The sequence below is a fragment of the Alteribacillus sp. JSM 102045 genome (assembly GCF_041949975.1).
Classification (GTDB): Bacteria; Bacillota; Bacilli; order Bacillales; family Marinococcaceae; genus Alteribacillus.
This window is the reverse complement of the sequence record NZ_JBHFQG010000036.1, coordinates 21,614-35,824: the sequence shown is the minus strand read 5'-3', so window position 1 is coordinate 35,824 and position 14,211 is coordinate 21,614. Positions and strand designations below refer to the sequence as shown.

The 14,211-nt window shown below is 37.4% G+C and carries 16 protein-coding genes; 14 read left to right on the top strand and 2 right to left on the bottom strand.

Annotated features, from left to right (window positions below):
- Window positions 1–378: 378 nt before the first annotated feature.
- The 3 genes from ACE1TI_RS18025 to ACE1TI_RS18015 all read left to right on the top strand — a co-directional run bounded on the left by ACE1TI_RS18025 (window position 379) and on the right by ACE1TI_RS18015 (window position 2,437).
- On the top strand, window positions 379–573 hold the full coding sequence (locus ACE1TI_RS18025) for a hypothetical protein (RefSeq protein ID WP_375008929.1): 195 nt from the start codon (window positions 379–381) through the stop codon (window positions 571–573).
- Window positions 574–956: 383 nt separating this feature from the next.
- A complete protein-coding gene (locus tag ACE1TI_RS18020) occupies window positions 957–1,397 on the top strand; it encodes a JAB domain-containing protein (protein ID WP_375008928.1) in 441 nt (146 codons plus the stop codon).
- Window positions 1,398–1,618: 221 nt separating this feature from the next.
- Window positions 1,619–2,437, top strand: coding sequence for an undecaprenyl-diphosphate phosphatase (locus tag ACE1TI_RS18015; protein ID WP_375008927.1), 819 nt, complete (start codon window positions 1,619–1,621; stop codon window positions 2,435–2,437).
- Between the two features lie 85 nt (window positions 2,438–2,522).
- Here the strand turns inward: ACE1TI_RS18015 and ACE1TI_RS18010 are convergent, their stop codons facing one another.
- Window positions 2,523–3,977 (bottom strand): potassium/proton antiporter, encoded by a 1,455-nt coding sequence (locus tag ACE1TI_RS18010; RefSeq protein WP_375008926.1) that lies wholly within the window; start codon window positions 3,975–3,977, stop codon window positions 2,523–2,525.
- A 636-nt stretch (window positions 3,978–4,613) separates the two neighbouring features.
- Between ACE1TI_RS18010 and ACE1TI_RS18005 the strand changes: the two genes are divergently transcribed.
- Window positions 4,614–4,745 carry a hypothetical protein gene (locus ACE1TI_RS18005; protein WP_375008925.1) on the top strand — a complete coding sequence of 44 codons (132 nt, stop codon included), beginning with the start codon at window positions 4,614–4,616 and terminating at the stop codon, window positions 4,743–4,745.
- A gap of 203 nt (window positions 4,746–4,948) precedes the next feature.
- Here the strand turns inward: ACE1TI_RS18005 and ytvI are convergent, their stop codons facing one another.
- A complete protein-coding gene (gene ytvI, locus ACE1TI_RS18000) occupies window positions 4,949–6,013 on the bottom strand; it encodes a sporulation integral membrane protein YtvI (RefSeq protein WP_375008924.1) in 1,065 nt (354 codons plus the stop codon).
- A gap of 757 nt (window positions 6,014–6,770) precedes the next feature.
- Between ytvI and ACE1TI_RS17995 the strand changes: the two genes are divergently transcribed.
- From ACE1TI_RS17995 to ACE1TI_RS17950, 10 genes are all read left to right on the top strand, one after another.
- Window positions 6,771–6,986 carry a hypothetical protein gene (locus ACE1TI_RS17995; RefSeq protein WP_375008923.1) on the top strand — a complete coding sequence of 72 codons (216 nt, stop codon included), beginning with the start codon at window positions 6,771–6,773 and terminating at the stop codon, window positions 6,984–6,986.
- Window positions 6,970–7,404, top strand: a complete 435-nt coding sequence (locus tag ACE1TI_RS17990; protein WP_375008922.1) for a CBS domain-containing protein — start codon at window positions 6,970–6,972, stop codon at window positions 7,402–7,404. Before ACE1TI_RS17995 ends, ACE1TI_RS17990 begins: the two co-directional genes overlap by 17 nt.
- Window positions 7,405–7,665: 261 nt before the next feature.
- Complete coding sequence (locus ACE1TI_RS17985) at window positions 7,666–8,208, top strand: tyrosine-type recombinase/integrase (RefSeq protein WP_375008921.1); 543 nt, start codon at window positions 7,666–7,668, stop codon at window positions 8,206–8,208.
- Window positions 8,209–8,221: 13 nt separating this feature from the next.
- A complete protein-coding gene (locus ACE1TI_RS17980) occupies window positions 8,222–9,712 on the top strand; it encodes a potassium/proton antiporter (RefSeq protein WP_375008920.1) in 1,491 nt (496 codons plus the stop codon).
- Window positions 9,713–10,527: 815 nt separating this feature from the next.
- Entirely contained in the window at window positions 10,528–11,040 is a 513-nt protein-coding gene (locus ACE1TI_RS17975) for a hypothetical protein (protein ID WP_375008919.1), read from the top strand.
- A gap of 795 nt (window positions 11,041–11,835) precedes the next feature.
- The gene (locus ACE1TI_RS17970) at window positions 11,836–12,000 is read left to right on the top strand and encodes an ArdC-like ssDNA-binding domain-containing protein (protein WP_375008918.1); all 165 of its coding nucleotides are present in this window, start codon (window positions 11,836–11,838) and stop codon (window positions 11,998–12,000) included.
- Between the two features lie 14 nt (window positions 12,001–12,014).
- On the top strand, window positions 12,015–12,233 hold the full coding sequence (locus ACE1TI_RS17965; RefSeq protein ID WP_375008932.1) for an ArdC-like ssDNA-binding domain-containing protein: 219 nt from the start codon (window positions 12,015–12,017) through the stop codon (window positions 12,231–12,233).
- 74 nt (window positions 12,234–12,307) lie between these two features.
- Entirely contained in the window at window positions 12,308–12,655 is a 348-nt protein-coding gene (locus ACE1TI_RS17960; protein WP_375008917.1) for a zincin-like metallopeptidase domain-containing protein, read from the top strand.
- 443 nt (window positions 12,656–13,098) lie between these two features.
- Window positions 13,099–13,401, top strand: coding sequence for a hypothetical protein (locus ACE1TI_RS17955; protein ID WP_375008916.1), 303 nt, complete (start codon window positions 13,099–13,101; stop codon window positions 13,399–13,401).
- A 232-nt stretch (window positions 13,402–13,633) separates the two neighbouring features.
- The gene (locus ACE1TI_RS17950; protein WP_375008915.1) at window positions 13,634–14,134 is read left to right on the top strand and encodes a hypothetical protein; all 501 of its coding nucleotides are present in this window, start codon (window positions 13,634–13,636) and stop codon (window positions 14,132–14,134) included.
- The last annotated feature ends 77 nt before the right edge of the window (window positions 14,135–14,211 follow it).

Here is a 14,211-nt window from a genome sequence, read left to right as displayed (position 1 = left end):
AGCAAGAGAAAGCCTTGTTATTGGTCATAAATAAGCAGTGGTCATCATTCGATTACTGCTTATTTTATGGGCTTCATACGACAAATAATTCTCAAAAAAAGCCGCCATATAGCTCTAAAATTCACAAGTTCCAAATGCTCATATGAATTGTCTCAAAAACGAACGTTTATTAAATTTTATGGAGAAGAAATAATTTTTCTCTTTGTTAGCGGCGATACCACTTGTAAACGATTTAATCCCACGTTTAACTAACAGCAACAAAAACGTTACGACAAATAGCTCTCAAATAAAACGCCATTTATTCCTGAAATACTTTACAGGATAAGAGCATTAAAAAGTAGAAAGATAGTAGAGGCGTACATAGGAGGAGTTTAGAAAATGATCATTGAACAACGTTTTCATCAAATAAAAGCCGTGGATAGCAGTGACTTAGAGATCGAGTTAAAGGGCCTTATTGAGCAATACGCTGAAGATGAAGAAATTTTCCCATTGTTAAAGCAGGTGATAAAAACAGGGGAAAAGGATTTCCTTGCTGTACTTGACTTACACCATAAAAGTAGGGAAGAAGACTAATTTTTCAACGGTTTGTTCGGGGATCGACCTCTTACAAACCGATGGAAGCAAAGCATAGCAATGCTTCCATTGGATTCGATGATCGTCCCACCATCGAATCTCCCTCCCTCGAGTCCACTCCTTCTTTGTTCTCTCCATTATAATTGTTTCCTCATGATTCCAGTAAAGGGTCTGCAAAAGATCAAGAGAATGTAAGAAATCCAAGTTGGCTAACTAGGAGTAAAAAAGCAAAAAACGCTTTTCAACTCCTAGTAAGTCATTGGGTTTTCTAACATTCTCTAACTCTTTTTTGATACTTTCGTATTCGCCTAACGGCTCACCCTTGACTTCCATTTTCGGAAAAATTTCTTCGTTGTCAAACAAAGAAAGGAGTTGTTTCCGAAATGGAAAATATTTATGAAGTACAGCGAATTAAACAGGTGAAAACGGAGATGGAAATTAAGGAGAATAGTATACGTATGCCCGAGAATGCAGCTGATATTGCCAGATCGTTCATAGGCGATGATGACAGAGAAGTACTATTAGTTCTATGCTTAAATACCAAAAATAAGGTGGTTGCTGTTCATCGAGCACATGTTGGATCATTAAACGCAAGTGTGGTACATCCAAGGGAAGTTCTGAAAGCTGCTATACTTAATAATGCTGCTTCGATCATCATCGCTCATCAGCATCCAAGTGGAGATGTAACACCAAGTAGAGAAGATATTCAAGTTGCCGATAGAATGAAGGAAGCAGGAAGAATGGTAGGAATTGAGCTGCTAGATGCATTAGTTGTAGCAGATAATTCTTCATTCACCAGCCTAAAAGAACAGGGAGATCTGTAAAGGGGGAGAAATCCCTCTTTTTTTATCGGTGTTCATTTTTTCTAACTTGCGTATAAAAAAATGAAAAAGAAAAAAGTCAATTATGTCATCAATAAGCTGCCAGAAGAAGGGAACGATCTTCCAGTATAGGGCCATTTAAAGGTGCTAAAGTAAAGTGGAAGCGGTAGAATGGAGTCAATACATATAAAAATAGAAAGCTTATCAGCTTAGGAGGATTTTTTGTGGAAGCAGCAGAACTGTGGCTATTATTAAAATACCTAGTACTAGGGTTAGTTCAGGGAATTACCGAGCCAATCCCAATCTCTTCAAGTGGACATCTTATTATTTTCCGGGAACTATTTGGAATTGAGGCCAGGGGGCTCTCTTTTGAGATATTTGTTAATTTCGCATCTCTTCTAGCTGTTTTTGTTATTTACCGGGAGGATATCTTACGTTTAGTTACAAATGGTTTCCGATATCTTGTCAAGAAGGAGAAAGCAGCTAAAAATGACTTTCAGTTCATTATCTATCTTATAGTTGCCACGATTCCTGTGGGAATTATCGGTGTGCTATTTGGGGATTCGATTGGTGAAGCACTTAGCGGTACAAAGACGGTAGGTGTTACTTTACTTATCACAGCAATTGCTATTTGGATCATCCGAAATAGGAGAGGAAGGAAAAAAGACAGTGCTTTAACAATGAAAGATGCCGTTATTGTAGGGCTTGCCCAGGCAGTGGCTGTAACCCCGGGAATTAGCCGGTCTGGTGCTTCTATTGTTGCGTCGATGCTTGTTGGGATGAATCAGGAAACCGCCCTTCGGTTTTCTTTTCTATTGTACATACCTGTTAGTCTAGGAACGGGAATTTTAGAGATCCCAGAAATTATAAGTGATCCAGGCTTTAATGAATTGATGATTCCGTATATTATTGCCTTTATAGCTAGTTTCATTGCCACCTACTTCGCATTGAAATGGTTGATGAATATTATGGAAAAAGGTAATTTAAAGTATTTTGCGTATTATTGTGTAATCGTTGGTTTCCTTGTCATTTCATTTTTATAACGATAAAAATGCCCCGTGTCATTTTCATAATGATACGGGGTGATCTACTAGAAGTCATTAAATTAAGACTGCAGCCTATGTTACATCATTTCTCCGATCGTTCTGTATTTCCTAATAAGGTTAGTTTTGCTTTTTTTCTGCTTTCTTTATCCCCCAGCACATACAAAGTATCTCCTTTTTCAATAACAGACGATCCAGTTGGGATCAGTAGTTTTTTGTCTCGGGTAATCCCTATGATTAACGTATCTTCGGGCAATGTTAAATCGATTAATGACGTATTAATGGCGGGAGCACGTTTCGGGATAGTTATCTTCATAATTTCTGAGTCCGTGTTTCCCAGGTTTATTAATTCGATGCTTGCATGGCCGTCGTCGTCGTCTCCAGACAATCCTAATTTTTCGGCCAGCCAGGATAACGTGCTTCCTTGAACTAAAGCAGATATTAGTACAACAAAAAAGACGGTGTTAAAGATCAAGTCATGACTTTCTATGCCCTCAATAATCGGATAGGTAGCTAAAACAATCGGAACAGCACCTTTCAAACCAGCCCATGAGATAAAAAGTTTCTGTTTCAGATTATATTTCATAAACAACATGCTGATAAAAACAGCAACAGGACGTGCAATGAACATCAGAATGATGGCAATTAAGATACCATCCCAGAAAACGTTCGTCAATTGCTTAGGAAAAACAAGCAGTCCAAGAAGCGTGAACATGATAATTTGCATCATCCAGGCGAATCCTTCATTAAACCGTAAGATGGAAAATCGGTGAGTTAAATCATTATTTCCAACAAACACTGCCATGACATAAACGGCGAGCAAGCCACTTCCTCCCAAATAATCGGTTGCCGCGTATGTGAGAATTGCTGCTCCCATGGCAAGTATGGGGTATAAACTAGAAGTGTCCAGTTTAATGTGATTTATAACGTAGATAGAGATTTTGCCCAAGATTAATCCTATTGCAAGTCCAAGCCCCATTTGTTGGAAAAAGCTACCGACGGCAGCCCAGATGGACATATCAGGTATTTGAATCATTTCTATCAATGTAACAGTAAGAAAGACAGCCATTGGATCATTGGAGCCGGACTCCGCCTCCAGCGTAGCGGTTAATCGTTTATTGAAATTTTTATTGCCTAACACAGAGAAGACTGCTGCTGCATCCGTGGAACCGATAATAGCCCCTAAAAGAAGCCCTTCTAATAAAGAAAAATCCAGAATGTACATGGCAGCAGCGCCTGTTACAAATGTAGTAATTAAAACTCCAAGTGTTGCCAAAGAGCCGGCAGGACCAAGAATGGGTCGCATTTTCCCCCATTTTGTTTGTGTCCCCCCATCGAATAAAATGATAATTAATGCTAATGTACCGATAAATTGTGTAAGTTGGACATTTTCAAAATACATAAACTGGTTGAGAATCATACCACCAAGGAGGAAAAGAATAAGAGCAGGCAAACCTAACCTAGAAGAAAATTTCGTGGCTAACACACCGATAATTAACATAACAGAGAGTAAGAATAATAAGGCTCCTATGAGTTCCATGAGAACAATCCTTCCATAGTATTACGTTCGTTAGTATCTACCATATCTAACACATTCCCAAAAAAATAAGTCAGTCCATATATAAGACGTTTGACAAAGATGAAAGCATGGTTTAAATACATCTATCGGGATTGGTTCGCTTTTCCTGGAGACATTATTTATAATGTCATTAATGCACCAATTAAGCTAACGAAGCGAAAAATTAGAGACTCTGTTTGCAAGTAATGAAACTAAATGACATATTTGGGATAACGTAAAAGAATGGATGGGAGATGACAAAAGTGGGGAACAAGCTATTATTCATATTAACGTCTGTTTCTATGCTTACTGTTTTTCTCCCATTGACAGAACACCCACACCCTAGCCTATCTAATGTCTACTCCTATCATAAAGGTTCTGTAAGTGTAGACGAGAAAAATTTGCTTCTACCACAACCCCTTGAGTATGTCTACAAAAAAGCAGGTTTTCCAATAGCCCCACCCCCAATTGAAGGCTGCCTAATCAATAACACTTTAGGAATTGCCGTTAGTGTTTTGCTCAAAAGCGTCTTTCTAATGCCTATCAAATATCAATCCACCTTTTTCGATACGTAGAGAGTAGCATTACAACTCAAGTATAGGATAAAGGGGGATATTCATGAATACAAAGTATCCAAATCATAATCCCTTAAAAGAAGCACTATGGGGATTGATCTTAGGGATTATACTGATGATTATAGGATTTAGTGTTGCTCATTTCGTGTTTGGAATGGAGTTTTTTCCAAATTAAAAATAGTATGGATTTGGAAATATAGAAACACCAAGACCCTCACACCGCCCCGAGTTTTTCGGATGGTGTAAGGGTTTTTTTAGGATCTTACATTGATTTCAGCGATGTCCTCCGTGCAGTGCAGTATCAAATTCAAGGGAAAATCCAGAAAAGTGGCCCGCAGTCCGATCGTCTGGTTGTAAATTACAACTTACGTTTCTGTATTAAATTTTAAAATCAACCTTTATGATGCCAGCTTCTTTCGCCGAAGTAAATGCGATAACTGCTAATGGACCGACAATAAAGCCTATAACGCCAAGTAAAGTGAGTCCAAGGTATAACGATATAAGAGTTGCTAAAGGAGAGAGACCAATATGGTGTCCCATTACTTTTGGTTCGACCGTTCTTCGGATAACTAATAATATTCCAGCCAAAATAAGAAGTTGAGTTCCCAAAAGGGTATCTCCAGCAATAAAACTATACAAAGCCCAAGGAGCAAGAACGACAATAGAACCAATAATGGGAATGAAATCAATCAGCCAAATGATCAGAGACATGATAAGGGCCACTTCTGGTGTAAATATGTAAAGCCCAATCAATGAAACGACAAAGATAATAATACTCATTAGGAATTGTGCTTTGAAAAAACCAAGAATGACATCAGACAAGCGTGCCGTCATAAATTTGAATTTTTCGGCTGAGCTTTCTTTCATGAAAGAATACATGCTTACTTTTAATCGTGGTAATTCAAGCATAAATAAAAACAAAGCAATCAAGTAAACAAGAAAGGAAACCAGATATCCGGGGATTGAAGCAACAACCCCGGTCACGCTATTAAGTAAGTCCCCACTTGACAGTTGTTTACGAAGATTATTTAACATCCCTGTGATTTGGTTATTGGCTTCCTGAATGATGGACGGAGGTAGATCAAGATCTCGAAATGCAATTTCTATTCGGTTCTGTAAATTTAGCCAAGAACGACTTATATCATTGATATAGACTGGTAGATTTTCAATGAAAGAAATGATTTGCGTTATTACTTGAGTTATAAGTACGTAACCGGCCAATCCCAAGATACACAAAAACAAAGTAAAGACTAGGGTAACAGATATGCTTCTTTTTATACTGGTTTTCTCCATGATTATGTGTACAGCTGGTGATAAAAATAAAGCAGTTAAAAGAGCAAGGATAATAGGACCGGATACTGGAAGAATAAAGTAAACCCCTATAAAGATTAGTACTAGTGCTATAAAACGTAGCATATTTTGCTTATTTACAACGGGTGACACGTATAACCCCCTTTCAGTGAATAATCGATCCTTCAACTTTACCTTATTTAATAATATAATAGCATACTGGCAGGTCCTGGGTGTTAAGCATAGGGAACGAAGGTTGAAGCCACTAGTCAAGACTGGACGAAAGAGTTTGGATAAGGACATTTCGGCCAAATATCCGTGGACAAGATTGGCTATGTGAATCCCAAAAAAAATGGAACAAGAGGACACGAAATTAAAGAAACTACTTGGTGAAAAGGACTTAGAGATAGCCGTTCTTCGGTGATCTAATAAAAAAGAAGAACCTTCACTTGCTGAAAAAATGGACGTTGCCCAAGATTGGGTTGTCAAAGGGTTTACTCAGAGAATAACAAGGAATTCTGATTATGAGATTATGAAATTGTCGGACATAGTATAGATAGATGGTTATGGTCAGTATACAATGGTGTCAGAATAGATCCGAGGACGAAGTTTTGGACTGTTTCAAAAACAATGGACAATATGAGTGAATGTAATGAGGATTGCTAAAAAGGAAATGAAAGAAATTAGATAGCTAGCCATAGAAAAAATCAAAAAAATAAAAGAGAAAACCGACGAAGAATGACTTTATTAATTGTTAGTCAAGGGGAGATGTTCAAGAAATGGTCAAATTCCTGAAAGAAATCAAGGTATAGAATGCTATAATGCCTCGAAGCGCATTGAAGACTATTTCTTGGAAGTTTTTAAATCATGATGGCGCAAGCAAAAATTCAGAAAAAGGGAGCATTAGCAAATGAAACACAAAGGATTAATTTTTTTAACAATAGGCATAGGTATTGCGTTCTTTCGTATTTTTATAATTGGTCATTATCAGGCTACAAATGTAAGACTGGTTCCTGAGATTTTGATGATTATTAGCTTTGTGGTTCAAACATTATGTTTAGCATTAGGAATAGCATTATGGATATGCGGCAAAAGGTGGGATAGAAGTATTGACGAAAATCTTTGACGTTTATCAAAAAGTTACAAAGCAGGCAAGTACAGTTTTTCTCCGGGACTCGATCCAATCCGTACGTAAGAAAATGGTTAAAAGGGGTACAGTTCACAGATCGATTTATGTAGTTGATGAAAATTATAAACTAGTAGGAATTATTACACTGAAAGAAATATTAAAGGCTATCGCAGTCCAAAAAAACATAAAAACTGGTAAAAGGTTTTCCAAAGGAAAATTTTTAGGATATATAAAGAACGAATCTACTGCCCAAGACATTATGCATCCTCCTATTTCGGTACGTTTATCTGATAGTATTGAAAACACTCTCGCTGTTATGATTCAAAATAATATGGAAGAACTTCCTGTGGTAGACGAACACCAGACATTATTAGGAGATGTTAACGCTTTTGAATTCATTAATGAAATAGACTAAATTTTTACAGAAGCCTAATGACATGTCACACTAACACAAATTAAACAAATTTTACGAAGTGGATACAGGTTGTGCAGGAACTAAAGCCTAATTTCTCACTTATAGGGAGGAGTTAGGCTTTTTATTTTTGGAAAAACCGATAAATGTTTCCCTGTCTTATACTGTCGTAGCGTATTATGTCTTGTTTGTAACAAGAGAATTTTGTTGTTACATATCATTGTGATAAAATGGTGTTAAGTAAAATGGATCGGAGAGTTGATTGTGGAATATGTTGCTCCTATAAAACAATTAAACAAAATTCGATTAATTAAAGCTCAGCTTAAAAAGAAGTCTTCAAGAGATTTTTTATTATTTGTGATGGGTATAAACACTGGCCTACGAATAGGAGAATTACTAGAGTTAAAAGTTCATGATGTGAGAAATGAAGATGGGATTATTCCGCAGTTTATCTTTTTGAATGAGAAAAGTATTTTTTTAAATGATCAAGTAAAACGAGCTCTAAAATATCACTTTTCATGCTTTTCCCCTTCTCTTAACGGTTATTTATTTTCCTCCTCACGTTCAAACAAACCCATTACGAGACAGCAGGCTTACAGAATCGTTAATGAGGCAGCAAAGAGTGCTGGTATAGAAGAAAAAATAGGAACGCATACCTTACGAAAAACGTTTGGATACCACGCTTTTGTTAAGGGAGTTGCTATTTCTCTTATTCAAGAGCGGTTTAGTCAAGCAATCCCCTCAGAAACCTTGAAGTATGTCGGTGTTGAAAAAAACGAACCTAAAAAAATTGATGTGAATTTATGACTGGAGGCTAAATATGTTTTTAGAAGCATTCGGAAACGATGCGTTTGTTTTGTTAGGGGCTCTGCTTTTAATTATTGGTGTATTAGTGGCGAAATTTTCTCACAAGTTAGGGTTTCCTGCACTCGTTCTATTTATTTTAGTTGGTATGGTTATTGGAAGTGACGGTCTAGGACTGGTGTATTTTGATAATGCAGAGACAGCCCAGCTTATTGGTATCTTAGCACTGGTTATAATTTTATTTGAGGGCGGACTCCAAACAAAGTTTACCACTGTAAGGTCTGTAGCTCTTCCGTCTCTTTCTTTAGCGACATTGGGTGTGGTGATTACATCTTCTATCGTCGCTGTAGCAGCTATGTTTGCTTTTGATATTACTTGGTATGAAGCGTTTTTATTTGGGGCAATTGTCGGATCCACCGATGCAGCAGCAGTCTTCGCAGCCTTAAAAGAACGTAACATTAAGGCAAAAATGGGAGCAACTCTTGAAGCAGAATCCGGGACGAATGATCCTATGGCCGTGTTTTTAACGCTCGCTTTTATAGAATTAATCGTTATTGAGGGCACAAACATCTGGATGCTTATCCCAAACTTTTTTTGGCAAATGGGAATTGGTTTAGCTTTAGGTCTTCTATTAGGAAAGATTGCATCCTTCTCGATTAATAGGATTAACCTGGAATCAAGTGGCCTTTATCCGATTTTTTCCGTAGCTTTTGCATTGTTAACGTATAGTATAACTGCTTTTGCAGGTGGCAGTGGCTTTCTAGCTGTTTATGTAGCTGCTTTAGTTATTGGAAACTCAGAGTTGACTTACCGGTATTCTATTTTTCAGTTTAATGAAGGATTTGCCTGGATGGCGCAAATTCTTATGTTTATCATCTTAGGTTTATTAGTGTTTCCGCAACAATTATTTTCCACGGAAGTTATATTAAATGGACTCTTATTATCCGTTGTTTTAATGTTTGTTGCACGGCCGATAGCCATCTTCCTATCTACGCTGGGGATGAAATATTCGTTAAAAGAAAAACTTTTTTTATCCTGGGCAGGTTTAAGAGGGGCTGTTCCTATTGTATTAGCAACATTCCCTATTGTAGCTGGGATTGAAAACAGTGCTTTATTTTTTAACGTTGTCTTTTTTATAGTCCTGACTTCTGCATTGATCCAAGGCTCTTCGATCTCTTATGCGGCGAAAAAGCTAAATTTAACTGGTCCTAAAAAGGATACACCTCATCATTCCATTGAATTGATATCTATTGGTAAAGCCAATGCAGAGATGGTGCAGTTTAAAACGAATGAGGACACAGCTGTGGTAGGTAGAAGATTGCATGAAATTCCTTTCCCAAGAAGAGCCACTATTAGTGCAATTGTAAGAGATGATAGGCTTATCACCCCACACGGGGAAACGGAGATTAAAGCAGGAGATTTTCTATATATACTAGTTTCCCAAAAAGATAAAGAGTTACTAAAGAAGCTCCTAAATGATAAGAACAGACAAGTAAAAACGTCCTGATATAGAAAAATTCTTTGTAGAGACTATTCATGGTAATTTTAATACCTGGAGTTTAAAAAGGGTGCAAGCGTATTTCTTAGAATACGGGATTGCGCTCTTTCTTTGTAAAGAGACAGAGTAATGAATAACTTGTATTTGTTTACTTTTAAAAAGTCCGTGATTTATTTGAAGCATTATGCTTACCTACACCTTTGCAATTTGGACACTTTATCTTGATGCTAAAAAGTTTGAAAAAGTTTTTTTCTATAACACCCTTCCCATGGCAACGCTTACAAATTACTATAATTGCCATATATCATCACCACTTTCACTAATAAAAACGAAGTCAAAAGAAACTTCTTTTATTTTATTATACCATCCATCAAAAGATAGTCTTAACGAATGATATTGATTCCAGAATGGATTATATGAAAACCTGTGTAAACTACGTCTTTGACTATTTCAATCAACACTTGGATGAATAGAGTATGAACGAGCAAACTCTTTTAAATAGTAAATGCTTACAAAAATTCAAGAAACAATTACTTCACTACGATCCTGATATTCAAGAATGGTTAGTCAATATTTATGATGAGTATGACAAACAGCTAAATCGTTCCATTATCAATTTCTAGAATAAATATGAGTTGTTTCTCCTTTACCATACGGATAGTGAATTTAGAAATGTATCATATGACTGCTATTCAGCACTTATAAAGAAAAAACCTTTTTTAAGAGGTCAAACTGAGATCATTCAATTACATCCGTTTTTATTAACAATACTCATTCGTTTATGTTAAAATGTTGTTGACATTGTCAACAGAGGAGGCGGTCACTTGAAGAGATCAACAGCCTTTATTGTGAAAGAGTTTCCCTTTCTGAAAAAGCATCTGTCAGATGGTGATCTTAAAGGAACGGATGATGTATTAGCAAGCCTATCCAATGTGGAAAAGACGTTTTTACAGTTAGCATGTTTTTATGAGGATCCTGACCATTCCTCGTTTAACTTAGCGATGGTGTATCAAAACTTGGATAATGATTGGTTAGAGGTGGCATTGGAGTCTTTATACATCTTCTTTTCGGAGGATACGTATCTTTTAAAAGATCCTACATTCTCCATCATGCGTGAAGGTGGGGAATACATGAACCAGGTCCAGTTTGCGGATTATTTAAAGGAGAATGGCCTAAATTATGATCGGCGCAAGCTTAATGTGTATGTAAAAAGAGGAGTTCTTCCTGCGGCTGATTTAACAGTGGCTGGTACAAAATATTGGGAAAGAGCCACCTGTGAAGCATTCCTGCAGCAGGAGAGAAAGAAAATGCCTTATTCATCCTCTCAAAGTCTCTGAATAGCAAGCTGAAGCTTATTTGTTTGCTGTAGCAAACGTGTTGATAATGTAGCAACAGATGTAAAATCATAAATGAAATTTCAATTACTGTAATTTTAGAATAACTGTCAGAGCATCAGTTTATTAGTTATGGGGTATTGTCTATTTCCTTCACCGGTTTCATGTGGTATGTATCGGGTGATGTCTTAGGTTGTTCAGTGTATCAGAAGAGTGATCTAATTCTAAGAGGATTTTAGTGGTAAAGTGATATATTTATAATTTTGGTGGCAGCACAACAGACTGATCGGAAAGCAAAAGTCTCTTTCCGTCATTCTGTAAGTGTCGCTTCGGTATTAAACGCCCCGATAACCACGGATTGTAAGGGAGGACCCAACAATCCGTAGGTTCCTGTGTCGTTTTCCTGACGGCCATACCGAACGAGCCAGAGAAACATTATAAAGCATACGTAGAAAAGCAGCCGGCGGCTGCTTTTTTTGCTGTTTTATAGAACTTTTTCTTTTTGCCTCCGCATCGTAGCGTGCGGACTGGCTCTAAATCATTAATCGCCGGGGAGTAGTCGCTCTGCTCCTCTTCCGGACGATAAATGATTAAGATTCAGAGGAAAGTTGTCAAAGGGTTTGAAACTTGTTTTGTAAAACGCTCCGCAAACAAAAAACTTTCAAACACGGGAACCTTTGACACCTCCCCTATCCTTACGCTTCGAGACTCCGTGCAAAAAGGAAAAAATTCTCCTTTTTTGGAACTGCAGACGCTGCTTCGGCAAACGAAAAAGGAAAGCAAAGGGGCGGAATGGTTATGAGTCAAAACATTTATGAAATGGTTACAAATCAAATTATCAAAAAGCTAGAACGCGGAGTCGTTCCATGGAAAAAGCCTTTTCGACAAGGCATGGCGGTTAATTGGAAAACACAAAAGGCATACAGAGGGATTAACACCGTGCTATTAGATGGAGGTGAGTAGCCACGTTTAAACAGATTCAAGAGGCGGGTGGTAAAGTAAAAAAAGGGGAAAAATCACAAATGGTGGTGTTCTGGAAATGGATCGAGGTGGAAGACGAAAACACGGAGGAAGTAAAACAAATTCCTTTGTTACGCTATTACCGAGTTTTTGAAATTGGTTCCCAGGTGGAAGGATTAGAAAGAAAACGAAAAGGGCCCTTTATCATGATCCTATTGGTGAAGCAGAAAGGGTAAAAGGTCATTACGTTAATCCACCATCTTTCAGCTTTATCCCTGGGGGTGCTTGGTATAAACCAGCTCTTGATAAGGTGAATGTACCACCAAAAAGTGAGTTTGAAGATATAAATAAATATTACAGCACTCTTTTCCATGAGATGATTCATAGCACAGGCCACCAAAGCCGTCTAGAGCGAGCAGGTATCACTGAAACTACTCATTTTGGGAGCAAAACATACAGTAAAGAAGAGCTGATTGCAGAGCTGGGCGCCTCTATGTTATGTGGGATTACTGGGATTGACAACACAACAATCGATAACAGTGCTTCCTATATTCATTCTTGGCTTCAAGTGTTAAAGGGAGACAAACGTTTAATCATACAAGCTTCCCAACAAGCGCAAAAAGCAGTACAGCACATTTTAGAAGGTTCGCATAAGTAAATTTTTGTACTTAGTATCTATTCTCCCTTTCTTGAGGTGGATCAGGGCTAAAAAATGAAAATGATATATACAGTTTGGTAGTTAAGGTGGTGATAAACCACCTTGTTTTTTTCTCTATTTGAAAGTGTTATACACCATTAAAACCATTGATACAGAAGTATTTTTCTGTTATTTATTTTGTTGAAACTATTGAATTTTTAGTACAAAAGTGATATATTATATATAAAGAGGGGAGGTAATAAACAGAAAAAAATGGATGTGGATATATTCAAGCAGTAAACAAAATTACACACTGGAGGACAAAGTTGAAGGAGAGAGTGGATGGAGAAATACTAAGCACCGAAGCTATATCATCATGATAAGAAGCAACACTTTATAAAGGATTATGAAAATGGAAAGAATGGCAGCTGCCAATCGTCTTCATGAGAGAGGGATGAAAGATCATGATGAGCACATTGTTATCGAAGCAGTTGGAAACATATTTGGAAGGAAAAAAACTTTGCTCTCAGACGTTTGAGGACATTCATTATATCGATTATGAAATAGAGGGTGGCAACTACAACATTTATGTGCATTTTGATAAGCAAAATGAGATTTTTATCACGCACACCCTCCATCAAGAACGTTATGAAGTAAGTAAGTATCGAATGGATCATTCAAAGGCTTTAGAAACAGCTAAAGCCAATGAACGGACATATAAGACTCTCAAAGGGGTTGTCAATTACATTGAACGTTATGTGTCATGACAGTAGGAAAGCTCAAGTGGGCGGCAGGATGCCGCCTCTCAGAGCAAAAGTATAGGGGAGGAACTGTTTAAAACCATTTGTTGATAACAAGGTTGGTAAGATCATACCTATGTCTCTCTCCTTTAGCTGCCTTTTATTATCAAGCTTTAGCTTGATAGACACCAGCAGCCTCGAGGCTGCTGGGAGGTGGGGAAACTCCAAATGATTTCAGTGTTTAAACGGAGGTAGTTACATGAAAACCTGTGTATATTGCGGTAGCAAGGTTGATCATTTGTACTGTACCTTTTGTGACATGGAGCTGAGGGAAGATTTACTAAGTGATGAAGGGAAACGAAAAGACGTGACTTTTCATGATTTTGCTTTTCTAGACTGGATGAATAAAAGTACCCCGGAACTTATGAGGATGCACACGATGGAGTTACTTTTACTGCTACGGGAAGTGAGAAAGGCAAGAAGTAATAACTTTGGAACGCTTCATGTATTTAATAAGCTGAGAGAACAGAATTCAGCGGATATAGAAAAATTAACTTCTTATCAAGGTACTGAATATGAGTATGTTACAAGAAAAACATGGGTTATTGAAAATATAATCCGAGACCGTCTGGGATATATACCAGAGCGCATGAGTCAGTCCTTTCTCATCCAACAGATAGAGAAATCGAAGAAAAAACCAAAAACCATGAAAATGAGAAAAACTCCAAGGAATAGCGATTCTTTGAATGAAATTTCTTAAAAAAACAGGTACAAAACCTCCAGTTTGTATATTGTTTACTGCCTCGCTCCGGTCAAAAGCCGGAGCTTTCGTTTTTA

What these genes read in the sequence shown, in the direction of transcription:
- ACE1TI_RS18025 (WP_375008929.1), top strand. Translation starts at nt 379, where the DNA reads ATGATCATTGAACAACGTTTTCATCAAATAAAAGCCGTGGATAGCAGT.
- ACE1TI_RS18020 (WP_375008928.1), top strand. Translation starts at nt 957, where the DNA reads ATGGAAAATATTTATGAAGTACAGCGAATTAAACAGGTGAAAACGGAG.
- ACE1TI_RS18010 (WP_375008926.1), bottom strand. Translation starts at nt 3,977, where the DNA reads ATGGAACTCATAGGAGCCTTATTATTCTTACTCTCTGTTATGTTAATT.
- ACE1TI_RS18005 (WP_375008925.1), top strand. Translation starts at nt 4,614, where the DNA reads ATGAATACAAAGTATCCAAATCATAATCCCTTAAAAGAAGCACTATGG.
- ACE1TI_RS17995 (WP_375008923.1), top strand. Translation starts at nt 6,771, where the DNA reads ATGAAACACAAAGGATTAATTTTTTTAACAATAGGCATAGGTATTGCG.
- ACE1TI_RS17980 (WP_375008920.1), top strand. Translation starts at nt 8,222, where the DNA reads ATGTTTTTAGAAGCATTCGGAAACGATGCGTTTGTTTTGTTAGGGGCT.
- ACE1TI_RS17970 (WP_375008918.1), top strand. Translation starts at nt 11,836, where the DNA reads ATGAGTCAAAACATTTATGAAATGGTTACAAATCAAATTATCAAAAAG.
- ACE1TI_RS17955 (WP_375008916.1), top strand. Translation starts at nt 13,099, where the DNA reads ATGATGAGCACATTGTTATCGAAGCAGTTGGAAACATATTTGGAAGGA.
- ACE1TI_RS17950 (WP_375008915.1), top strand. Translation starts at nt 13,634, where the DNA reads ATGAAAACCTGTGTATATTGCGGTAGCAAGGTTGATCATTTGTACTGT.